The sequence below is a fragment of the Ruegeria sp. G12 genome (genome assembly GCF_056533565.1).
The window spans coordinates 309,174-330,164 of sequence record NZ_JBQFOO010000002.1; the positions used below are offsets into that span (position 1 = coordinate 309,174).

The following is a 20,991-nucleotide window of genomic DNA, read 5'->3' on the forward strand; positions in this document are numbered from 1 at the left end:
CAGATCGCCCAAAATCGGCTATCCTGCCCATGACTTTCTGATGGGAGAGGCACCATGATCCGCACCATTCTCTGCTCATTCGCGCTGGTCTGCGTGGCATCCGCAGGCATCGCCTGCAGCGGTCACTCCAAACAAACCCAGTCCTGCGCACCCGGCACGTTCTGGGACAGCGAAAGCCAGAGCTGCATGAAAATTGTCAATAGCTGACATTTTTCTGTCCTGCTTGTGAATAATTGCGACCCGGCCGGTGTTAGCTTTTGTGAAGATCACGCTATGATTTCAAAAAGCAGCCCTGAGACCGGAGTAGTATAATGCGCCTCATTTTAGCTTCTGCAATTGCCTTTCAAGCCTTTGCCTTTGCCCCCTATGTCCACGCCGCAGGCGGCGACAGCAACCCGCCCAAGCCTACCAACACCACCAAAAAGTGCCTGTTCGGGCGCGTCTACGACAAGGATCGTGGGCGGTGCGTGAAGCCGGACAAAACCAATTTCACCGAAGATCAACTTTATGACGCGGTGCGTGAACTGGCCTATGACGGGCAGTTCGAAAATGCGCAGGACATCCTGCGCATCATGGATCAGAATGACGACCGGGTTCTGACCTATTGGGGCTTCACCTATCGCAAATTGGGCGAGCTTCAACTGGCGAATGTGTTCTATCAGGACGCGATCGACAAAAACCCCGACAATATTTTGGCGCGCAGCTACATGGGCCAGGGTTTTGTGTCCGAAGGCAAAACCGACCTCGCCATCGCGCAATGGCGCGAAATCAAGGCCCGTGGCGGCGAAGGCACATGGGCCGAGGCCTCTCTGCGCGAGGCGATCAGAACGGGTCTGACCTATAGCTACTAGGCTTCAGCTTTTCTTTACCCGATTCCCCATAATCTGCCTGTGGAACAGAGTTTTTGGCACCATGGGCAGATGCAGGATTCAAACGCATTGATACAGATGGCACCGGGGCAATCCGCCCCGGCCGCCAAGACGGTTGGTGACGCGCCGCGCGTCGTTGCCAGGGCATTGAACAACCGGGAAAAGGCCGCCGTTGTCGTGCGCCTTCTGCTGAACGAAGGCGCAGATATCCCGCTTGAGGAATTGCCAGACGATCTGCAGGAAAAGCTGACCCACCAACTTGGGCAAATGGGTCTGGTGGACCGCGTGACGCTGGATGCCGTCGCGCAGGAATTCGGCGATGCGCTGGACAGCGTCGGTCTGGCTTTTCCCCACGGGCTGGCCGGGGCGCTTGACGCGGTGAATGGCAAGATCACGCCAACCACCGCTGCCCGCCTGCGCAAAGTGGCCGGGGTACGCCAGATCGGCGATCCGTGGCAGCGATTGCGCGATATCGCGGTCGAGGATCTGGCCGCCATGGCACAGGCCGAAAGCACCGAGGTGGCGGCGGTGATGCTCTCCAAGCTGGACACGGCCAAGGCGGCCCAATTGCTGGGCCACCTGCCCGGCCCGGTGGCGCGGCGGATCACCTATGCTGTTTCCAAAACCGCAAATGTCACGCCTGATGCGGTCGATCGCATTGGCTGGTCTCTGGCCGCGCAACTGGATCAACGCCCGGCTCAGGCCTTTGCCGACGATCCCGGCGCACGGGTCGGCGCGATCCTGAACCAGTCCGCCGCCTCAACCCGGGATGGCTTGCTGGATGCGCTTGACGAAGAAGACGCCGATTTTGCCAGCGTGGTGCGCCAGTCACTGTTCACCTTCGCGCACATCGCGAGCCGCGTTATGCCGCGGGATATCCCGGCGATCCTTCGGGAGGTCGAACAACCGGTTCTGATCAGCGCCCTCGCCGGGGCTGCGGCCGAGGATGACAAAGCCTCAGTCGAATTCCTGCTGTCCAACATTTCGTCGCGCATGGCGGAAAACCTTCGCGAGGAAATGGGTGAGCACGGCCGCGTCAAACGGGCCGAGGCCGAGGACGCGATGACGCAGATCGTGACCGCGATTCAGAATTTGTCTGGCGAAGGCGCGATCACCCTGATCGTGGCCGAGACAGAGGAGGAGGACGTTTAACAACACCCAGCGTTTCGCCACTTGAACCCCACCGCCCACGATGCGCGCTTGAGGTTGAAAGCGACGGGCTGTATGTCTGGGCCAACAATTCGCAACTTGCGGTGAGACGCCTTTATGCCCGTCGAAAAGTCGGAGCTCAGCCGGTTTGAGCTTGGAAAATACTATACCACCAGCTTATTCCTGAAAGGGCTGATCGGCGCAATGCGTCTACTGCCCTACGAACGGCGCATCGCAACGATGGGGGCACTAGCGCGCGGTGTGACCCCCCTGATCGGCTTCACCAACCGGGTGCGGCGGAACCTGAAACTTACTTGCCCCGACCTGCCCGAGGCCGAGGTCAAACGCATCTGCCGCGACGTTCCCGACAACGCTGGGCGGGCGATCATGGAACACTTCTCGCCCGAGGATTTCACCAAGCGCCAAAGCACCGCCAAAGTGTCTGGTCCGGGGGTTCAGGCTTTTGACGCCGCCGTCGCCGAAGGCCATCCGATCATGATGATCACAGCCCATTTCGGCCACTATCTGGCGGCCCGCGTCGCCTTGCAAACACGCACCGGTAAACCGATCGGCTGCCTCTACCGCCGGATGGCCAACCCCTATTTCAACGATGCTTATGTCGAAGCGTTCTACAAAACCGGCGCACCCATGTTCGAACAAGGCCGCCGGGGCATGGTCGAAATGGTCCGGTCGCTCAAGAACGCCGGTATTATCGCCATCGTCTCGGACCTGCATGCCCAGGGCGGTGAAGAGTTGATGTTCTTTGGCAAACCGGCGGTCACATCCATTCTGAATGCCGAATTGGCGATCAAATACAAAGCCGTACTGATCCCGTGTTATGCGGTGCGACAACCCAATGGCGTCGATTTCGAGATCGTCCTGCACGACCCGGTTCCGCACACCGATGCGAAGACGATGACGCAGTTCACCAATGACGATCTTGAGAAGATGGTGCGCCAGCATATGGGCCAATGGTTCTGGATTCACCGCCGCTGGAAAAGCTGGAACGGGCTGGGCGTGCACCCCAAGGACATGCCCTGATCACTTGACCCGGGCGGCCGCCACAATCGGCCCGTGCCCGACCCGTTGCACCAGAACAACCGCCGGTAAGTCCGAGACCAGCGTGGCCGAGAACTGCTGCGCGGCCACCCCATCCCATCGCCCGGCAACCTGCCAGCTTTCGACGACATTGGCATAGTCCAACTCGTGCCCCGCCAACTCACCCCGGCGGATCGAGGCATGGCGCATCGGGGTGTACTGCACGACCCGGACGTCAAAGCTCTCACCCTCTGGCAGTTCGACAGGCGTCACATCCACCGTCACATCGTTGCCGGACCGCACGGCGGTTACATAGGCTTCCGCAGCGGCTGTGAGATGGGAGTCAATCAGGCGGTTCAACTCACCGGCCTTTGCTCCGACAACATCCTGCTGGCCATTTATGACCATCTGCGGCGTATAGATCATCGACCGCCCGCCCTGCCGCGCATAAGCGCGCTGCCGCTTCGCATGATCGGGATCGGCGAATTCATCCTTCCAGCCGATGTAATCCCAGTAATCCACATGCAGCGCCAAACCGATCACGTCATCCCGCTGGGCCAGATCATGCATGATCTTATCCGCAGGCGGACAGGACGAACATCCTTGCGACGTAAACAACTCGATCACGACGGGATCCTCTCCGGCTGTGGCCGGAACAGTGAATAAAAGAGATGCGGTTGCCGCTACGGCAAAGGCTTTCAGCATGATGGGTCTCGGGCTAGGTTCGGTGCATCAAGGTTTACTGGCTCTGCCGATCAATCGCCAATCAACGTTTCTTGAGACACAACCGACCTGCCGAAATATCTCTGTGCACAATGGCATACATTTTTCTGACCGTGGGCTCCTCTGAAACCTTGAACAGGGCAGAAACGTGATACAGATAACGTGCAGCGAATCCCGCGTTCCAAGTCATTTGAGAGGGAGGCCATTAGATGCCAATCAAAGTTGGACACGATACAGCCAGAGCTCGGCGCAGCCTGAACGTGAATGGCAGATTGATAGATTATTTCTCCATTCCCGCCGCGCAAGAGGCTGGTCTGGGAGATTTTTCCAAACTTCCCGCGGCTTTGAAGGTCGTGCTGGAAAACATGCTGCGGTTCGAGGACCAGGGGTTCTCGGTCTCAGTCGACGACATCAAAGCTTTCGGCGAATGGGCCGCTAATGGCGGCAAGAACCCTCGCGAAATTGCGTATCGCCCGGCCCGCGTGCTGATGCAGGACTTCACTGGCGTTCCAGCGGTCGTTGACCTTGCCGCAATGCGCGACGGGATCAAGGGACTGGGCGGCGACGCGCAGAAGATCAACCCGCTTAACCCGGTTGATCTGGTCATCGATCACTCGGTCATGATTGACGAGTTCGGCAACCCGCGCGCCTTCCAGATGAATGTGGACCGCGAATATGAGCGCAACATGGAGCGGTATCAGTTCCTGAAATGGGGCCAGAACGCCTTCAACAACTTCCGCGTTGTGCCCCCGGGCACCGGCATTTGCCATCAGGTGAACTTGGAATATCTGGCCCAGACGGTCTGGACCGATACCGATCAGGCTGGCAATGAGGTCGCCTATCCCGACACGCTGGTCGGAACCGACAGCCACACCACCATGGTCAACGGCATGGCCGTTCTGGGCTGGGGTGTTGGCGGGATCGAGGCCGAGGCCGCGATGCTGGGCCAGCCAATCTCAATGCTGATCCCCGAGGTTGTGGGCTTTGAACTGACCGGTTCCATGGTCGAGGGCACGACCGGCACCGACCTCGTACTGAAGGTCGTCGAGATGCTGCGCGAAAAGGGCGTGGTAGGTAAATTCGTCGAATTCTACGGCGAGGGTCTGGACCGTCTGCCGCTGGCCGACCGCGCGACCATCGCCAACATGGCACCTGAATACGGCGCGACCTGTGGGTTCTTTCCCATCGACGGGGAAACCCTGCGCTACATGCGCAACACCGGCCGCGACGAAGATCGGATTGCACTGGTCGAGGCCTATGCCAAGGAAAACGGCTTCTGGCGCGGCGCGGACTATGCGCCGGTTTACACCGACACGCTGAGCCTCGACATGGGCACCATCGTTCCGGCGATCTCGGGCCCGAAACGCCCGCAAGATTATGTCGCCCTGACCGATGCCAAGGCTGCATTCACCAAAGAAATGGCCGAGACCTTCAAGCGCCCCATGGGCAAGGAAGTCGCCGTCAAAGGCGAGGATTACACCATGGAATCGGGCAAGGTCGTGATCGCGTCGATCACCTCCTGCACCAACACCTCGAACCCCTATGTGATGATCGGCGCAGGTCTGGTTGCGCGCAAAGCGGCTGCTTTGGGTCTGGACCGCAAGCCGTGGGTCAAGACCTCGCTGGCTCCGGGATCGCAGGTTGTATCGGCTTATCTTGAGGCCGCGGGCCTGCAGGATGATCTGGACAAGATCGGCTTCAACCTTGTGGGTTATGGCTGCACCACCTGTATCGGCAACTCCGGCCCGATTCAGGCCGAAATTTCCGATGCCATTGCCGAGGGTGATTTGGTCGCCACCTCGGTTCTGTCAGGCAACCGTAACTTCGAGGGCCGGATTTCCCCGGATGTGCGCGCCAACTATCTGGCCTCACCGCCGCTGGTGGTCGTTTACGCGCTGGCCGGGACACTGGATATCGACCTGACCTCGGAACCCATTGGTCAGGACAAGGAAGGCAATGACGTCTACATGAAAGACATCTGGCCGACCCAAAGCGAAATTGCCGAACTGGTCGAGGCGACCGTGACCCGCGAAGCGTTCCAGACCAAATATGCGGACGTCTTCAAGGGCGATGAGCAATGGCAAGGCGTCGACGTTCCGCAACAGGAAACCTATGACTGGCCGCCGACCTCGACCTATATCCAGAACCCGCCCTATTTCCAGGGGATGGGACCAGAGCCGGGGACGATCTCGAATATCGACGGGGCCAAGGTTCTGTTGATACTGGGCGATATGATCACCACCGACCATATCTCGCCCGCCGGGTCGTTTGCGACAACTACACCCGCTGGCAAGTATCTGACCGACCGCCAGGTTCAGCCGCGCGAGTTCAACTCCTACGGCTCGCGTCGCGGCAATCACGAAGTCATGATGCGTGGCACTTTCGCCAATATCCGCGTCAAGAACGAGATGCTGGATGGCGTAGAAGGCGGATATACGCTGGGTCCGGACGGCCAGCAGACCTCGGTCTATGAGGCCTCGATGGCGCATCAGGCCAATGGCACCCCGCTGGTGGTGTTCGGCGGCGAGCAGTACGGCGCGGGGTCTTCGCGCGACTGGGCGGCCAAGGGCACTGCGTTGCTGGGCGTCAAGGCGGTGATCGCCGAAAGCTTTGAACGTATCCACCGGTCCAACCTCGTTGGTATGGGCGTGATCCCGTTCGAATTCACCGGCGGCGATACCCGCAAGACGCTGGGCCTGAAGGGGGATGAAACCGTCTCGATCCACGGGCTGGACGCGGTTGAACCGCTGCAGGAGGTTCCCTGCACCATCGTTTACGGAGACGGGATCGAGAAGACCATAACCCTGAAATGCCGGATCGATACCGCACCCGAGATCGAATACATCGAAAACGGTGGTGTGTTGCAGTATGTGCTGAGGAATCTGGCGAAAGCGGGCTGAGGTTTCGCCGGTTCAGATGTTGAAAAGGACGCCTGCGGGCGTCCTTTCTTTATGCGAGGCTCTGCCTCGCGCCCCGAGGTACTTTTGAACAGAAGAAGTTGTTGCCGTGCCGCTTTCTGCGGCTGGTGAGCATGGAGAAGGTGGCGTTGGTAACGGGCCTCTATCAGCTATGAGCCGCCAGCCGCTTTTTCCAGCGCGGGACGGATAGTGCTTTCGATGACGCGCTGGGTGATCGGGCCTGCGAAGCGCAGAATGACCGTGCCTTCGCCGTCAATCACGTAGGTCTCGGGCACGCCGTACAGGCCCCAGTCGAGCGCCATGCGCCCTTGCTCGTCCCGGCCGATGGCCTCATAGGGGTCGCCCAGTTCGGTCAGGAACCCTTCGGCGTTGTCCAACTGGTCTTTGTAGTTGATGCCGAGAACCGGGATACCCTCTTGGGCCAGCGCTTCGAGGTTGGGGTGCTCGGCGCGGCAGGGGGCGCACCAGCTGGCCCAATAATTGACCAGCTTGACCTCACCATCGCGCAGCGTGGCATCATCGAACAATTGCTTGCCGGGGAATTCGGTGAGGACAACGGGCGGCGCAGTCTGGCCTTCACGAGCCGAGGGCAGCGCGTTGGGGTCGTCGCGGAACATTCCGATCCCCGCCAGAACGGCAAAAGCGCCGAAGATTAGCGGCGGCGCGATCATCAGGGGCGAGACTTTAGCCATTGCGCGTCATCCTTTGTTCGACCTTCTCCATCTCGGCGCGGACCTTGCGGCCCCGCATGATGCTGAACACGACCAAAGCCACCAGCAAGAGGATGGACGCCGCGTAAGAGGACAAGACAGCGTCCGCATATTTTCCAAGATCGGGGATCATCCGCCCACCCTTTCCCGCGCCAGCAGCGCCTTGATCCGGCGCGCGCGAATTTCAGTACCGGTGCGGTAGAGCACTAGCGCAACGAACAGCAGCACAAAGCCGATGATGCAGATCAGCAGTGGATAGAAGAAGATGTTGCTGACCTTTTCCTCGGTATCCGTGCCAGTAACGGCTCCGGCCCGCATGACCGACGCGCCCTGATGCAGGCCCTGATTCCAGAAGTTCACCGCGTAGCGGCTGAGAATCGCAAAGACCGAGCCAACCAGACACAGGACCGCCGTCAGGTCGGCTGCGGTATCGGGGTTCTCGATCGCTTCCCACAAGGCGACATAGCCCAGATAGAACAGGAAAAGGATCAGGAACGAGGTCAGGCGCGGGTCCCAGGCCCACCAGGTGCCCCACATCGGCTGGCCCCAGATCGCCCCGGTCGCCAGTGCGATCAGGGTCATCACGATGCCGATGGGCGCGGCAGCGCGGGCGGCCAGCGCGCTGACATGGTGACGCCGCACCAGCCAGACCAACGAGGTTGCCAGCATCATCAGCCAGCAATTGATGGCCATCAGCGCCGCCGGAACGTGCAGGTAGATGATCTTGACCGTCGAGCCCTGCTTGTAATCATCCGGCGTGAAGAAGAAGCCCCAGACCAGACCGACCACGATACAGGTCGCCGAGGCGATCCAGAAGAACGGCAGAACGCGTTCGCTGGTTGCGAGGAACTTTCGCGGGTTGGCATATTCCCAGAGGGCGTTGGCTTTGGCTGCGATAGACATGGGCCTTATCTAGTCCGACTCGGGTGTTTTCTCAATTGACCTCGGTCAATCTTGTGGCGCTTCACCGCAGATTGATCCGCAACACTGCGGAGCTTGCAAAAGGCAACAGCGCAATTGTGGCCGCCGTGATCCCGGCCAGCATCAGCAACGGTGTCTGAACCTCCATCCCGATGGCACCGCGGCGGGCGACCTCGGCCCCGAAGATCAGGGTTGGGACGTAAAGCGGCAACACCAGCAGCGACAACAGCAGGCCGCCGCGTTTCAGGCCCACGGTCAGGGCCGCGCCGAAGGTGCCGATGACGCTCATCGCCGGGGTGCCGATCAGCAGCGAGATCACCAGCCAGGCGAAACCGGGCACCGGCAGGTTCAGCAGGACGCCCAGAAACGGGGCTGCCAGCACCAGCGGCAGACCAGTTGTCAGCCAATGGGCCAGCGCTTTGATCGAGACCACGGCTTCGAGCGGCAGCGGAGCCGTAGCCAGAAGATCGAGCGAGCCGTCTTCCCAATCCAGCGCCAGAAGGCGGTCCAGCGACAACAGGCAGGCCAGCAGCGCACCCAGCCACAGAACGCCGGGGGCGATGGTCGAAAGCAGGGAAGATTGCGGGCCGACGGCGAAGGGCACCAGGACCGTGACGATCAGGAAAAAGGCCAGCCCCAGTCCAAAACCTCCGCCCGCACGGAAGGCCAGTTTCAGGTCGCGCAGCAGCAGGGCGATCACAGGAAACCTCCGTCGAAGTCGTCGATGGGTTTGGGTTTGGCCTTGTTGGGGCCGACATCCAGAACCTCTCCGTCAAGGCCAAGGTCGATATGGGTGGCGATCAGGGCCGAGCCGCCCTGCCCCAGATGCGCGCGCACCGCATCGGCGAACATCTGCACCGCGTTTTTGTCCAGAGACACTGTGGGTTCATCCAGCATCCAGATCGGACGGCCCGTGACCAGCATTCGCGCCAGCCCGAGGCGGCGTTTTTGTCCTGCCGACAGGTTGCCTGCATGACGGTCTGCCAGATCGTTCAGGGCAAAGGCGTCAAGAGCGGGTTGGATCGTTGTGGTACCGAAGACCGAGGCCCAGAAGCTGAGGTTCTCTGTCACCGACAAGGTGGGTTTCAGCCCGTCGGAATGCGACGCATAGGCGATCTGATCGTCTGCCCCTTCGATGTGCCCTTCCAGGGGCGGTTGCAACCCGGTCAGCGTGCGCAGCAGGGTCGTTTTGCCGATCCCGTTCGGCCCGCGCAGGATCAGCGCCTTGCCGGAGTGGAGCGTGAAGCTTAGCCCTTCGAGCACGGGAACGCCGCCACGGGTGATGGTCAGATCGGTCACAATCAGTGTCATGTGGCCCGCTTAGCGGATTGTGTGGGCGGACAAAAGGACGGAATTGCCGCAGAGTGGTGAGGGTTGGGCTTGTTTGGTCGGGGCGGAGCGAGGGGCCAGCCCCGCCGCCATTGGCGCTCGAACCAATGGCGCACCAATGGCGGCTCCCCGGGATATTTATGGACAGATGAAGATTGGATCCCTCAGACGGGGATCAGGGCGAGGGCAACCCGGCGGCCTTCGGAGAGCAGCACGTTGTAGGTGCGGCAGGCGGCGGGGGAGTTCATGATCTCTACTCCGATGCCTGCGTTTTCGATCTGGTTGCGAAGGTCGGGCGGGATGTGGGTCAGGTCTTTGCCGGTGCCGATGAACAGGACGTCGATGTGATCTGCTAAGTTCATCAGGGGCGTTTGGTCGTCATAGCCGCCCCACCCTGTTGTTCCAGTGGGTCCGGTCAGAACCGGGCCCTCGTGTACCTGTCCGCCGATGCGGAAGAAGCCGGAGCCGTAACCGTCGATCGGGACTGCGTTGGTGTATTTAATCTCGTTCAGGCGCATGCAGCGGTTCTAGCCCCAAAGCGGCAGGCCCGACAAGGCCGCCAGTGCGATGGCCAGATAGGCGGCTGCTCGGTAGAGCCTTTCTCGCTCGGGGCGGAACATCCATCCGCCCAGCCAGTTGCCCACGAGATTCGGGATTGCCAGAGCAAGCCCCAGCGCGGCGGCGACCCATGTCACCCGCCCGATTCCGGTCAGGTAACCGAGAAGGAGGAAGTCGAACGCAAACAGAAACAGCAGGATCGTGGCGCGGATCACTTGCACCGGCAGCGGGCGGGACATGTAGAACAGGATTACTGCAGGCCCCGGCAGACCGGCGACTCCACCCAGAAAGCCCGCAGCCGCGCCGATGCCAGAGACCATCGCGCGGCTGACTTGGCCGTTATACCGGAGCCCCAATATCAGAACCGCGAGCATAAAGAGCGCGAGCAGGCTGACCGCATACCGAAACACCTCGGGGTCGACCTGCGTCAGGACCCATAGGCCTACCGGTAATACCACAGCGCATCCGCCGACCAGTCGGGTTAGGTCGCCCTTGTCGACCTCAGCCCAGGCGCGGCGCAGGTTGGGCAGCGGGCCGAAGATATCCATGATGGTCAGGCCGATCAGCGCGCCGAACGGGCCGAGATGTGGGGTTGCGATTGGAAGGAAAATCAGCGCGGTACCGAAGCCGGAAAACCCGCGCACGACGCCGCCCAGAAAGGCTGCAAAAAAGAGGATGGCCAGCCCTTCAGGGGGCTGGCCGAAGAACTCAGGCATCCACGTTGGCAAACTGGTTACCCGCCGTGTTCGACGGTTTGGACCAGTCGCGCTTGACCCCCAGCCACAGCAGGATGGTCGAGGCCACGAAGACCGAGGAATAAGTCCCCACGATCACGCCCCAGATCATCGCGAAGACGAACCCCCGGATCACGTCGCCGCCCAGAACATAGAGTGAAATCAGCGCCAGCAGCGTCGTGACCGACGTCATGACCGTCCGGCTTAGCGTTTCGTTGATCGAGATGTTCAGGACCTCTTTCAGGTCCTTCTTCTTGTACTTCCGCAGGTTCTCACGCACCCGGTCGAAGACAACGACGGTGTCGTTCAGCGAGTAGCCCACGATGGTCAGCAGCGCCGCGATGATGGCCAGATCGAAGCGGATTTGCAGTTCCGAGAAGATACCGATGGTCAGGATCACGTCATGCACCAGCGCGGCAACCGCCCCCAACGCAAACTGCCACTCAAAACGCAGCCAGATGTAGACAAGAACCGCTCCGATGGCCAAGGCCACCGCGATGACGGCGGTCTGGATCAACTCGCCCGAGACTTTGGGGCCGACGGATTCGACCGACACGAACTCGATGTCCGGTGCCGCGATTTTCAACGCCTCTTCGACAGCGGTCACGGTGGCGGCCGAAACCGCCTCGGCATCGTCCTGCGCCTGGATACGGATCATGGCGACGTTTTGATCCGGTCCGAAGGTCGGGTCGAAAATTTGGGTGATCGTGATATCGCCCAGTTCCAGCGGCGAGATGGCATCGCGATAGGCACCGACGTCGATTTCCTGCGCGCTTTGGGTGCGGATCGTGGTGCCGCCCCGGAAGTCGATGCCAAAGTTCAGGCCTTGCAGCAGGAACGACCCGAAGGCCAGAACCATCAGCAAGCCCGAGATGCCCAGCCAGACCTTCCAGCGGCTAAAGAAATCGAACGAGGTGTTTTGCGGTACGAGTTTAAGTCTCATGTCAAACCTCGATCATTTTCGGACGGCGGCGTTCGAACCACATCACGATCATCAGGCGCGTCACAAAGATCGCCGTGAAGACCGAGGTCAGAATGCCCAGCCCCAAGGTAATGGCGAAGCCGCGAACCGGGCCACTGCCCATGGCAAACAGGATCGTTGCAGTGATGAAGGTGGTGACGTTGGCGTCCAGAATGGCCGACAGCGCCTTTTCATAGCCCAGTTCGATGGCGCGCGCCGGGCCTTTGGCGGATTTCAGTTCCTCGCGGATACGTTCAAAGATCAGTACGTTGGCGTCCACCGCCATACCGACCGTCAGGACGATCCCGGCAATACCCGGCAGAGTCAGCGTGGCCCCGATCAGCGAGAGCAACCCGAACAGCAGGCCGACGTTGATGATCAGCGCGACATTGGCAAAGAGGCCGAACAGACCATAGCTAAGCGCCATGAAGGCCAGCACTGCGATGAAGGCCACGGTGGTCGCCACCTTACCCGCGTCGATACTGTCCTGCCCCAATTCGGGGCCGATGGTGCGTTCTTCCAGGAAATCCAGCCCCGCAGGCAGCGCACCTGCGCGTAGCAGGACGGCCAGATTGGTGCTTTCCTCGACGGTGAAGTTGCCGGTGATGATGCCCGAGCCGCCCGGAATGTGGCTTTGGATCACGGGGGCCGAGATGACCTCGTCATCCAGAACGATGGCGAAGGGCGCGCCGATGTTTTCCAGCGTGTAGTCGCCGAATTTGCGCGCGCCTGAAGTGTTGAAGCGGAAGTTGACTGCAGGCCTTCCGTTCTGGTCGAAGGATGGTTGTGCATCGACCAGTTCTTCGCCGGTTACCACGGGTGCGGAGTCCAGCGTGTAGTAAACCCCCTGCTCGTCAATAGAAGGCACAACCTTTTCACCCGGACGAGCTATGGCATCCGGGTCGGTGCCGCGACCGGCAACCGGGTTGAAGGTCAACTGCGCAGTCGTGCCGATGATATCCTTCAACTCACCTGCGCTGCCGATGCCCGGCACCTGGATCAGAATCCGGTCAGCGCCCTGCCGCTGGATCGTCGGCTCGCGGGTCCCGACCTCATCAATCCGGCGGCGGATGATTTCGAGCGCCTGACGCACCGTCCGATCATCCGAAGCCAGTTTCTCGGCATCCGTCAGTTGCACGACAATCGTGTCGTTACCCTCGGCGCGGGCCTCGATGTCGGTTGCACCCACACCCGTCAGGGTCTGGATCTGACGGGCCAGTCCGCGCACAACCTCCAGCGCACGGGGTAACCCCTCGGGCTGGCTAATGCGGACGCGAATCTCATCCGGGGCCGAGTCCTGTTTGCGGATCGTGCCGACAATCGCGCGTTCGTCCCGCAGGGCATCACGGATTTCGGGCCACATCGCCTCCATCCGGGATTCGTACACATCGCCGACCTGCACTTCGGCCAGCAGATGCGCGCCGCCCCTCAGATCAAGGCCCAGATTGACCAGAGACGACGGCAGCCAGTTCGGCCACTGCCCGGCTTCGGCCTGCATCTCGGGCGTGTCGATCCCCAGCTCTATCGCGGCTTTCGCATCATTGGATTGCTCGACGCGCGTGTAAAACGCATTCGGCAGGGCCAGAAGCAGGCCGGTCACACAGACCAGCCAGATCAGAACCCGCTTCCAGGTATCAATTTGCAGCATTACCCTGCCTTTTGAATAGGTTGTAGGGCGAAGTTACTTCGCGGGCTCGGTCTTGTTCAGAACCTGAGCGATGGTCGATTTGACCACGCGCACCTTCACACCATCAGCGATCTCGACTTCGATCTCGTTTTCGCCTTCCTTGACCTTGGACACCTTGCCGATCATCCCGCCCTGGGTGACGACCTGATCGCCCCGGCGCACGGCCTCGACCATGGCCTGATGTTCCTTCATCTTCTTCTGCTGCGGACGGATCAGCAGGAAATACATGATCGCGAAGATCAGGATCAGCGGGAGAAACTGGGCGATTGCGCCACCTTCCATGGGATATTCCTTTTGTTTTGGATTGCGGCACCGTTCCGCAAATTTGGCCGGAACCTATGCGTAGACATGCGCGTTTGCAAGCGAAGGCGGCGCAGTGTCTCACCTAGGAGCTATCCGTTCGGTCAAAGATGGGCCGGACCGTTGCAGATATGCCCTAGGCGCGCGATGCAACGGGGTATTGCGGCGCGATTGGCAGGTAAAACGCCCTTCGGCACAATTTGCGCAACCGGTGCTACACCCCGCCTGTCAGATAGTGCATAAGCGGCAACAGTGATTCACGCATTAAGGACTTGGACTATGCACGACATCCGCGCTATTCGCGAAAACCCTGCCGCATTCGACGCCGCTCTTGCGCGCCGCGGGGACGCGCCGGTGTCGTCAGACCTGCTGCGGCTGGACGAAAGCCGCCGGGCCAAGATTCTGGCGGCTGAGACCGCGCAGGCCGAGCAGAACAAGGCCAGCAAGGAAGTCGGTGCTGCCAAAGGGCGCGGGGATGAGGCCGAGTTCGAACGCCTGCGCGCGCTGGTGGCCGATAAAAAGGCCGAAGTGGCCCGCATGCAGACCGAGGCCAAGGACCTCGACGCGCTGCTGACTGACCAACTGGCCCGCATCGCAAACCTGCCTGCCGACGATGTGCCGCAGGGCGCGGATGAGAACGACAACGTCGAGGTCAACCGCTGGGGCACCCCGCGCGAGTTCGCTTTCGCTCCGAAAGAGCACTACGACATTCCCGCCGTTGCAGCCGCGATGGATTTCGAGACCGCCGCCAAATCCAGCGGCAGCCGGTTTGTGAACCTGACCAAAGGCGTCGCCCGCATTCACCGTGCGCTGGCGCAATTCATGCTGGACACGCATATCGAAAAGAACGGCCTGACCGAGACCCAAACTCCGGTACTGGTTCGGGATGAGGCGATGTATGGCACCGATAAACTGCCGAAATTCGGCGAGGACAGCTATCAGACCACCAATGGCTGGTGGCTGATCCCAACCTCCGAGGTCACGCTGACCTATTCGGTGGCCGGCGATATTCTGGACGAATCCGCCCTGCCCATCCGCATGACCGCCCACACCGTCTGTTTCCGGTCCGAGGCAGGCAGCGCCGGCAAGGATACTGCCGGTATGCTGCGCCAGCACCAGTTCGAAAAGGTCGAGATGGTGTCGGTCACGCACCCCGACACCTCGGACGAGGAACAAAAACGCATGCTGCGCTGCGCCGAGGATCTGCTGGAACAGCTGGGCATCCCCTATCGCACCGTGGTTCTGTGCACCGGCGACATGGGCTTTGGCGCGCGCCGGACCTTTGACATCGAGGCGTGGTTGCCCGGTCAGGACACCTATCGCGAGATCAGCTCGGTCTCGACTACCGGGGCTTTCCAGGCCCGCCGGATGAACGCGCGCTTCCGTCCCGAGGGCGGCGGCAAACCGGAATATGTGCATACCCTGAACGGTTCCGGCCTAGCGGTCGGGCGCTGCTTGATTGCGGTTCTGGAAAATGGCCAGAACGAGGATGGCACCGTGTCCCTGCCCGCTGTTCTGTCCCCCTATCTGGGCGGCAAGCTGACCCTGCAGACCGACGGCACGTTGGCCTAAAAGAAACCGGCGCGCGTCTGTCGCGGCGCCGGTTCAGAAATCGGAAAGGCGAGGAGGTTACTTCTTCGCCTTTTTACCCTTCTTACCATCCTTCTTCGCGTCTTTCTTTTTCCCGTCTTTCTTCTTGTCGCCTTTTTTCTTTTCGTCCTTTTTGGACTTTTTGCCCTTCTTCGACTTTTCCTTGACCTTGTCCTTGGCCTTCGAGAACGCAGCCTCCATCTCTTTCCGCTTCTTCGCGGCTTTTTCAGCCTTGGCCTTGGCTTTTGCCTTTTTCTTTTCCTTCGCCGCGGCCAGTTCAGCGGCGGCTTTTTCTTCGGCGGCTTTGCGCGCGGCCTCTTCCGCCCGCTTCTCGGCAGCGGCGGCGGCTACGGTCTTTCGCGCGGCTGGTTTTCTGACCGCCGGTTTTCGTGCCGCTGGCTTACGCGTGGACGGTTTGCGGGCGGGCGTCCGGCGTGAGGCCGGTTTTGCGGCGGCTGGTTTGGCGGCAATCGCCTCTTTCGCGGCGGCAATCAGCGAAACTGCGCGCGCTTCACCCACGCGCGGGACCTTGACCAGAGCGGCGGGGGTCGCCTTGGCCAGGGCTTCGGCGGTTTTGAACCCGTTCGCGGCAAGCGCCTGCGCCAGCGTTGCTCCTACACCTTTTACATCGGTCACTGCGGTCATTATCGGTCCTCTCTCTGTCTCTCAGCATCTTCGTACATGCGCAGGGAAACACCCCTGCAAACCAACTTTCGCGCTGCATCAGCCTACAGCCTTAGCTGCTATGAGCAAGATCGGCTGTGCGTTCCTTTTTCGGGAAGGGCACAAGGCGCTTTGCGTCCTCGTCCCAAAGCTTTAGCCTCAGCGCTGCCAACGCCTCGGGGAATTTGATGCGGCGGGGGGTGTATTCCGGTGGCAAGTTATAGTGGCAGGCACGCAACCGATAGGACGGGATTCGCGCATTGAAGTGGTGGATGTCGTGCAACGTGATGCAGGCCACCGCCGTATCGAACCACCAGCCGAAATCCAATGCCGACGAACCGTGCAGCGCTGCCAGTTGCGGGTCCAGATCGGGGCGGCGGTCCCAGTAGGTGTCTTCGAAATTATGTTGCAGATACACGAGGAACACGCCCAGCATGCCACCCAGAATCGAGAACACCAGCCAGACCAGCATGCCGGTGGAGCCTGCGGTCAGGTACAACAGGCCCAGAAACACAACAATCGAAAGGTTGTGCAACAAGACCCCCCGAACCCCGAAGCGGACGGTATTCTTGGGCCAGCGATAGCGGATGAAATAAGTAAACAGTGCCCCAACCGGGACCAGGATGAACGGATTGCGGTAAAGTCTGTAATACAGACGCTTTTTCCAGTCCGCATCATTCCATTCCCGCAGGGTCATGGTGTGGATCTCACCGGTTTCGCGATGTTCCAGATTGCCGATGCCCGCGTGATGCAGGTTGTGGTTCTGCTTCATCACCTCGAACGGCGCGAAGGTAAAAGGCGACAGGACATGCCCGGCCCATTCGTTCTGCTGGCGGGTTTCGAACAGCGAGTGATGCCCGCAATCATGCTGCAGCACGTATAGACGCACGGCAGAAAAGGCGAAGACGACCCCGGCGGGGACCATGACGTACCAGCGATCGACAAAGACAATCGCCAACGCCAGCGATGCGAAATACACCGCAAATGTTCCGAAGTAGCTCAGCGCAGCCAGTCGGTTGTCTTGTACCGCGTATTGCCTTGTATACTCTCTTAAATCCATCCAGCCCGCTCCCCACGATGGCCCGATTTCCCTTATCTCAAAACTAGGCGCGGTCGATCCGCAAACAAGCAGCGCGCGCGAAAACAAATGCACGCAACTGAATGCTAGCGCGGGGAAATGGCGCTGTCACGCCCTGCAAGTAAAAACGCTGAAAATTGGCGCAGTTACGCGCGGCCCTTGAGATGTTTGGCCAACGCACCGGCGTTTTTCTTGCGCCGACCCTTATAGGGATTCTTGTCGCCCTGCCCGCGCAATGTCAGGCGGATCGGGGTGCCGGGCATGTCGAAATCCTCGCGCAGGCCGTTCACCAGATAGCGCGAATAGCTGTCGGGCATCTTGTCGGGGTGCGAGCACATGACCACAAACCCCGGCGGGCGGGTCTTGGCCTGAGTCATATAGCGCAGCTTGATCCGTCGGCCTTGCGGGGCTGGTGGCGGGTGCTGCTGCAACATCGCGGTCAGCCAGCGGTTCAGCGCAGCGGTTGGCACACGGCGGTTCCACACGTTATGGGCACGTAGAATGGCAGCGCGCAGGCGTTCCAGCCCCCGGCCTGTTTTTGCCGATACCGTGATCAGCGGCGCGCCGCGCAGTTGCGGTAGCAGGCGGTCAAAGGACTCTTTCAGATCGCGTAGCTTTTCCTGCTTGTTGTCCTCAATGTCCCATTTGTTCACTGCGACGACCACAGCGCGGCCCTCGCGCTCGGCCAGATCGGCGATGCGCAGGTCCTGCTGCTCGAACGGGATGGCGGCGTCAAGCAGGACGACGACAACCTCGGCAAATTTCACCGCGCGCAGACCATCCGAAACCGAGAGCTTTTCCAGTTTCTCCTGCACCTTGGCCTTTTTGCGCATCCCAGCGGTATCAAAGATACGCATCGGGGTGCTACCGCCCTCGGGGTCGGCCCAGTCGATACGCAGGCTGATCGCGTCGCGGGTGATCCCGGCCTCGGGCCCGGTCAACAGGCGATCTTCGCCCATGATCTTGTTGATCAGCGTGGATTTACCGGCATTCGGACGACCCACCACAGCGACCTGCAAAGGCTTGGCGGCGGTGATCAGAGGGGCCTCGCCCTCGCCATCCTCATCCAGTTCGATATCGGTTTCGGGGGTATCATCGACGGCCTGTTCCTCGGCCGCATCTGCCAGAGGCATCAACTGCGCATAGAGGTCCGTCATCCCCTCGCCATGCTCGCCCGACAGGCGGACAGGCTCGCCAAGGCCCAGATTATAGGACTCAAGCACACCCGCATCCGCTGCGTTGCCTTCGGCCTTATTGGCGGCCAAGATCACATGCTTCGAGCGTTTACGCAGGATTTCGGCGAACAACTCATCGGTCGGGGTCAGGCCCACCCGCGCGTCGATCATGAACAGGCAGACATCGGCCATATCCACCGCGCGCTCGGTCAGGCGGCGCATCCGGCCTTGCAGGCTGTCATCGGTCGCATCTTCAAGGCCCGCCGTGTCGATCACGGTAAAGCGCAGGTCACCCAGCCGCCCTTCGCCTTCGCGCAGGTCACGCGTCACGCCGGGCTGGTCGTCGACCAGGGCCAGACGTTTGCCCACAAGGCGGTTGAACAGGGTGGATTTGCCCACATTCGGGCGCCCCACGATGGCGAGGGTCAGCGACATGTTCTCAACTTTCAAGACTCAAGAAGCGCCCTTTAGCGCATCTTGCCGTCAACGGAAAGCGTGTAGATCGCCCTTGGTCGAGACAACATACAAGGTTTGCCCAGCCACGACCGGCGCGGTGGTCGCACCGCCCGGTACCTCGACCTGATGCACCAGCGCCCCGTCAACCGGGTTGAAGAAGCGCAGATATCCGTCGTTCGAGGCGACAACGATCCGCCCGCCCGCAAGGATCGGGCCGTAATGGGCAAAGATCGGGCCTCGGCGTCCACGTTTGTCTTTGACGAAGCCCGGCAGGTCCTGCGCCCAGATGATCGACCCATCAGCTGCGTTCAGACGCACCAACTGGCTGCGGTCGCTGATCAGGAAGATGCTGTTGCCGGCAGGCCAGACCGTATCAACGGCCCCCTCATCCGCCGTCCAGCGACGCTCACCCGAACCCGAGTCGAAGGCGACGGTGCGGCCCGAGTGGTTGCCGATGTAAATCGTATCGCCAACCACCATCGGCCCGCCGGTGACATCCACGATCTGCGCCGCCGCGCGGCCCCGGCGGCCACCAGCGACCGAGGCGTTCCAGCGGCGGATACCACCCCGGCGGAACGTCGCGGCGATGTCGCCCGAGCCAAAGGCAAACACGGCCAGATCCGATGCAATCACCGGCGCAGGCGCGCCCAGAACGTTGCCCACGCTTGGAGTGCCGTCGATTTGCCAGGCGATGCGACCGTCATTGGTATCAACCGTCCAGCCGGTTTCATCGCCGGCCACCAGATACAAAAGCCCGTCATTGACCAACGGCGCGCCGCTGCCGGTTGCGTTCAGGCGTTTCTGCCAGCGGATCGCCCCGGTTTTGGCGTCCAGCGCGGTCAGTCGCCCGAACCCGGATGAGACGTAGAGCACACCGTTGGCAAAGGCCAAGCCGCCACCCGTGGCATCCGAATCGCCATCCTGCGACGGGATCAGGTTCGTGTCCCAGACCACCTGCCCCTGCGGCGACACCGCAGATACGGTAGCACCGGCATCCAGAGTGTAGATCAGCCCGCCTGCCACGACCGGCTCGGCCGTGATGCGTTGCTTGCGCGAGTCGCCATCGCCAATCGACGCCGACCAGATGCGCTGCGGCGTGGCCCTAAGTGCGGCGTTAGTCGTCCGGTAGGCAGGCGTTCCCGGGCTTTGCGACCAGCTTGAATTTGCGGAATGTCCCGGCAGGCTGATCGGTTGCGAGCCCTGTCTTTCGACTGTTTCCAAGTCCGAGGCCGGACGGATATCTTCACGGGCACCGGGCAGGATCGCCTCGGGCTCTTCACAGGCGGCCAGCGCGGTCAATGCGAGTGCCGCAATCGGCAAACCCATGCGGGAAAATACTCTTGTCACCATGATAATCCGAACTCGCCTGTCATTTCGTCTTGCCCCGCCAGATCAGCCCTGCTGCGCCACAAGCGGTTCAGGTTCACCACCCAGCGCAACGATCAGCTGAGCCGCACGTTGCTGCAGATCGACGCCGACCTCGGCATCCTGACGCAGCGCTTGAAGCCGGTCCAGCGCGGCGTCGATATTGCCCTCGGACACGTCGATCAGGGCAAGCTGTTCCTCGGCCAGCAGGCGCAGTGGTGCCCCGGGTGTGGCCAGAGCTTCGAACTGCAGCCTACGGTCTGCGGCGGGGAGTGTTTCACTTTGCAGCAGCAGCGCCTTGAAGCTGGCCACGGCACGGTAAATCTCGGGGATATCACCCTGCGTGGCGACCGCGTTCAGGCTTGCGACCGCATCCTGCTCGGACCCGGCTTCGACCTGCGAGGCGGAGAGCAGCATGTTCAGCACGGCGTCACCGCCCGGCGACTGCGCCTGAACCGCCTGCAAGCCGGATGCACGTGCGGCGGACTCATTCTGGGCCAGCGCGGCCAGAATCTCATCTCCCAGGTTCTGCGCCTGCGAGGTGTCCCGCGCCTTGCGGTATTCGTTAAACGCAGCCCCGCCCACGATCAGGATCACGATCAGAACGCCAACCCAGCCCCAGCGCCGCAAAAGCAGGTACATCCGGTCGCGGCGCACCTCTTCCGTGACTTCATCAATGAAACTGTCGACGTTGCTCATCCGTGTCCCCAGGCTGTGTACTGCGCGTTCGTGCGCCATGTCATACCCCGGCACCAAAGCCAAGCCAA

At 61.1% G+C, this 20,991-nt stretch carries 22 protein-coding genes; 6 read left to right on the forward strand and 16 right to left on the reverse strand.

What is annotated here, in order from left to right:
• Nucleotides 1-54: 54 nt before the first annotated feature.
• The 4 genes from ACR0JN_RS05385 (at nt 55) to ACR0JN_RS05400 (ending at nt 3,059) form a co-directional block, all read left to right on the forward strand.
• Nucleotides 55-207: a chitin-binding domain-containing protein gene (locus ACR0JN_RS05385; protein WP_480815265.1), complete on the forward strand. Its 153-nt coding sequence runs from the start codon at nt 55-57 to the stop codon at nt 205-207.
• A 104-nt stretch (nt 208-311) separates the two neighbouring features.
• Entirely contained in the window at nt 312-851 is a 540-nt protein-coding gene (locus ACR0JN_RS05390) for a tetratricopeptide repeat protein (RefSeq protein ID WP_480884638.1), read from the forward strand.
• A 69-nt stretch (nt 852-920) separates the two neighbouring features.
• Complete coding sequence (locus tag ACR0JN_RS05395) at nt 921-2,021, forward strand: flagellar motor switch protein FliG (protein ID WP_480884639.1); 1,101 nt, start codon at nt 921-923, stop codon at nt 2,019-2,021.
• Nucleotides 2,022-2,135: 114 nt separating this feature from the next.
• On the forward strand, nt 2,136-3,059 hold the full coding sequence (locus ACR0JN_RS05400) for a lysophospholipid acyltransferase family protein (protein ID WP_480884640.1): 924 nt from the start codon (nt 2,136-2,138) through the stop codon (nt 3,057-3,059).
• Here ACR0JN_RS05400 and ACR0JN_RS05405 read toward each other — a convergent pair whose 3' ends face one another.
• Nucleotides 3,060-3,761, reverse strand: coding sequence for a DUF1223 domain-containing protein (locus ACR0JN_RS05405; RefSeq protein WP_480884641.1), 702 nt, complete (start codon nt 3,759-3,761; stop codon nt 3,060-3,062).
• Nucleotides 3,762-3,988: 227 nt separating this feature from the next.
• On the opposite strand from ACR0JN_RS05405, the gene acnA reads away from it, so the two are divergent.
• A complete protein-coding gene (gene acnA, locus ACR0JN_RS05410; RefSeq protein ID WP_480884642.1) occupies nt 3,989-6,679 on the forward strand; it encodes an aconitate hydratase AcnA in 2,691 nt (896 codons plus the stop codon).
• A gap of 167 nt (nt 6,680-6,846) precedes the next feature.
• On the opposite strand, the gene ACR0JN_RS05415 is transcribed toward acnA, so the two are convergent.
• From ACR0JN_RS05415 to yajC, 10 genes are all read right to left on the reverse strand, one after another.
• Nucleotides 6,847-7,389, reverse strand: a complete 543-nt coding sequence (locus ACR0JN_RS05415; protein WP_480884643.1) for a DsbE family thiol:disulfide interchange protein — start codon at nt 7,387-7,389, stop codon at nt 6,847-6,849.
• Entirely contained in the window at nt 7,382-7,540 is a 159-nt protein-coding gene (gene ccmD, locus ACR0JN_RS05420) for a heme exporter protein CcmD (protein ID WP_480815259.1), read from the reverse strand. Before ccmD ends, ACR0JN_RS05415 begins: the two co-directional genes overlap by 8 nt.
• Entirely contained in the window at nt 7,537-8,310 is a 774-nt protein-coding gene (locus ACR0JN_RS05425; RefSeq protein WP_480815258.1) for a heme ABC transporter permease, read from the reverse strand. The genes ccmD and ACR0JN_RS05425 overlap by 4 nt, the downstream gene beginning before the upstream one ends.
• Nucleotides 8,311-8,371: 61 nt before the next feature.
• Entirely contained in the window at nt 8,372-9,028 is a 657-nt protein-coding gene (gene ccmB / locus ACR0JN_RS05430; RefSeq protein WP_480815257.1) for a heme exporter protein CcmB, read from the reverse strand.
• Nucleotides 9,025-9,639 carry a heme ABC exporter ATP-binding protein CcmA gene (ccmA, locus tag ACR0JN_RS05435; RefSeq protein ID WP_480884644.1) on the reverse strand — a complete coding sequence of 205 codons (615 nt, stop codon included), beginning with the start codon at nt 9,637-9,639 and terminating at the stop codon, nt 9,025-9,027. The genes ccmB and ccmA overlap by 4 nt, the downstream gene beginning before the upstream one ends.
• Nucleotides 9,640-9,821: 182 nt before the next feature.
• Nucleotides 9,822-10,175, reverse strand: a complete 354-nt coding sequence (locus ACR0JN_RS05440) for an Mth938-like domain-containing protein (protein WP_480884645.1) — start codon at nt 10,173-10,175, stop codon at nt 9,822-9,824.
• A 9-nt stretch (nt 10,176-10,184) separates the two neighbouring features.
• Nucleotides 10,185-10,931, reverse strand: coding sequence for a TSUP family transporter (locus ACR0JN_RS05445; protein ID WP_480884646.1), 747 nt, complete (start codon nt 10,929-10,931; stop codon nt 10,185-10,187).
• Nucleotides 10,924-11,892, reverse strand: a complete 969-nt coding sequence (secF, locus tag ACR0JN_RS05450; RefSeq protein ID WP_480884647.1) for a protein translocase subunit SecF — start codon at nt 11,890-11,892, stop codon at nt 10,924-10,926. The genes ACR0JN_RS05445 and secF overlap by 8 nt, the downstream gene beginning before the upstream one ends.
• A gap of 1 nt (nt 11,893) precedes the next feature.
• Complete coding sequence (gene secD, locus ACR0JN_RS05455) at nt 11,894-13,558, reverse strand: protein translocase subunit SecD (protein WP_480884648.1); 1,665 nt, start codon at nt 13,556-13,558, stop codon at nt 11,894-11,896.
• Between the two features lie 33 nt (nt 13,559-13,591).
• A complete protein-coding gene (yajC, locus tag ACR0JN_RS05460) occupies nt 13,592-13,879 on the reverse strand; it encodes a preprotein translocase subunit YajC (RefSeq protein WP_480613639.1) in 288 nt (95 codons plus the stop codon).
• A 297-nt stretch (nt 13,880-14,176) separates the two neighbouring features.
• On the opposite strand from yajC, the gene serS reads away from it, so the two are divergent.
• Complete coding sequence (serS, locus tag ACR0JN_RS05465; RefSeq protein WP_480815251.1) at nt 14,177-15,469, forward strand: serine--tRNA ligase; 1,293 nt, start codon at nt 14,177-14,179, stop codon at nt 15,467-15,469.
• 57 nt (nt 15,470-15,526) lie between these two features.
• Here serS and ACR0JN_RS05470 read toward each other — a convergent pair whose 3' ends face one another.
• From ACR0JN_RS05470 to ACR0JN_RS05490, 5 genes are all read right to left on the reverse strand, one after another.
• Nucleotides 15,527-16,132, reverse strand: coding sequence for a helix-hairpin-helix domain-containing protein (locus ACR0JN_RS05470; RefSeq protein WP_480884649.1), 606 nt, complete (start codon nt 16,130-16,132; stop codon nt 15,527-15,529).
• Nucleotides 16,133-16,223: 91 nt separating this feature from the next.
• A complete protein-coding gene (locus tag ACR0JN_RS05475; RefSeq protein ID WP_480884650.1) occupies nt 16,224-17,210 on the reverse strand; it encodes a fatty acid desaturase in 987 nt (328 codons plus the stop codon).
• Nucleotides 17,211-17,374: 164 nt separating this feature from the next.
• Nucleotides 17,375-18,838 carry a ribosome biogenesis GTPase Der gene (der, locus tag ACR0JN_RS05480; RefSeq protein WP_480884651.1) on the reverse strand — a complete coding sequence of 488 codons (1,464 nt, stop codon included), beginning with the start codon at nt 18,836-18,838 and terminating at the stop codon, nt 17,375-17,377.
• Between the two features lie 48 nt (nt 18,839-18,886).
• A complete protein-coding gene (locus ACR0JN_RS05485; RefSeq protein WP_480884652.1) occupies nt 18,887-20,209 on the reverse strand; it encodes a PQQ-like beta-propeller repeat protein in 1,323 nt (440 codons plus the stop codon).
• A gap of 42 nt (nt 20,210-20,251) precedes the next feature.
• Nucleotides 20,252-20,923, reverse strand: coding sequence for a hypothetical protein (locus ACR0JN_RS05490; RefSeq protein ID WP_480884653.1), 672 nt, complete (start codon nt 20,921-20,923; stop codon nt 20,252-20,254).
• Nucleotides 20,924-20,991 lie beyond the last annotated feature (68 nt).

Coding starts and splice junctions, on each gene's coding strand:
- ACR0JN_RS05390 (WP_480884638.1), top strand. CDS start 312: ATGCGCCTCATTTTAGCTTCTGCAATTGCCTTTCAAGCCTTTGCCTTT.
- ACR0JN_RS05425 (WP_480815258.1), bottom strand. CDS start 8,310: ATGTCTATCGCAGCCAAAGCCAACGCCCTCTGGGAATATGCCAACCCG.
- ACR0JN_RS05400 (WP_480884640.1), top strand. CDS start 2,136: ATGCCCGTCGAAAAGTCGGAGCTCAGCCGGTTTGAGCTTGGAAAATAC.
- ACR0JN_RS05485 (WP_480884652.1), bottom strand. CDS start 20,209: ATGGTGACAAGAGTATTTTCCCGCATGGGTTTGCCGATTGCGGCACTC.
- ACR0JN_RS05405 (WP_480884641.1), bottom strand. CDS start 3,761: ATGCTGAAAGCCTTTGCCGTAGCGGCAACCGCATCTCTTTTATTCACT.
- secD (WP_480884648.1), bottom strand. CDS start 13,558: ATGCTGCAAATTGATACCTGGAAGCGGGTTCTGATCTGGCTGGTCTGT.
- ccmA (WP_480884644.1), bottom strand. CDS start 9,639: ATGACACTGATTGTGACCGATCTGACCATCACCCGTGGCGGCGTTCCC.
- ACR0JN_RS05475 (WP_480884650.1), bottom strand. CDS start 17,210: ATGGATTTAAGAGAGTATACAAGGCAATACGCGGTACAAGACAACCGA.
- ACR0JN_RS05440 (WP_480884645.1), bottom strand. CDS start 10,175: ATGCGCCTGAACGAGATTAAATACACCAACGCAGTCCCGATCGACGGT.
- ACR0JN_RS05415 (WP_480884643.1), bottom strand. CDS start 7,389: ATGGCTAAAGTCTCGCCCCTGATGATCGCGCCGCCGCTAATCTTCGGC.
- ACR0JN_RS05385 (WP_480815265.1), top strand. CDS start 55: ATGATCCGCACCATTCTCTGCTCATTCGCGCTGGTCTGCGTGGCATCC.
- serS (WP_480815251.1), top strand. CDS start 14,177: ATGCACGACATCCGCGCTATTCGCGAAAACCCTGCCGCATTCGACGCC.
- yajC (WP_480613639.1), bottom strand. CDS start 13,879: ATGGAAGGTGGCGCAATCGCCCAGTTTCTCCCGCTGATCCTGATCTTC.
- der (WP_480884651.1), bottom strand. CDS start 18,838: ATGTCGCTGACCCTCGCCATCGTGGGGCGCCCGAATGTGGGCAAATCC.
- ACR0JN_RS05490 (WP_480884653.1), bottom strand. CDS start 20,923: ATGAGCAACGTCGACAGTTTCATTGATGAAGTCACGGAAGAGGTGCGC.
- secF (WP_480884647.1), bottom strand. CDS start 11,892: ATGAGACTTAAACTCGTACCGCAAAACACCTCGTTCGATTTCTTTAGC.
- acnA (WP_480884642.1), top strand. CDS start 3,989: ATGCCAATCAAAGTTGGACACGATACAGCCAGAGCTCGGCGCAGCCTG.
- ACR0JN_RS05470 (WP_480884649.1), bottom strand. CDS start 16,132: ATGACCGCAGTGACCGATGTAAAAGGTGTAGGAGCAACGCTGGCGCAG.
- ccmD (WP_480815259.1), bottom strand. CDS start 7,540: ATGATCCCCGATCTTGGAAAATATGCGGACGCTGTCTTGTCCTCTTAC.
- ACR0JN_RS05445 (WP_480884646.1), bottom strand. CDS start 10,931: ATGCCTGAGTTCTTCGGCCAGCCCCCTGAAGGGCTGGCCATCCTCTTT.
- ACR0JN_RS05395 (WP_480884639.1), top strand. CDS start 921: ATGCAGGATTCAAACGCATTGATACAGATGGCACCGGGGCAATCCGCC.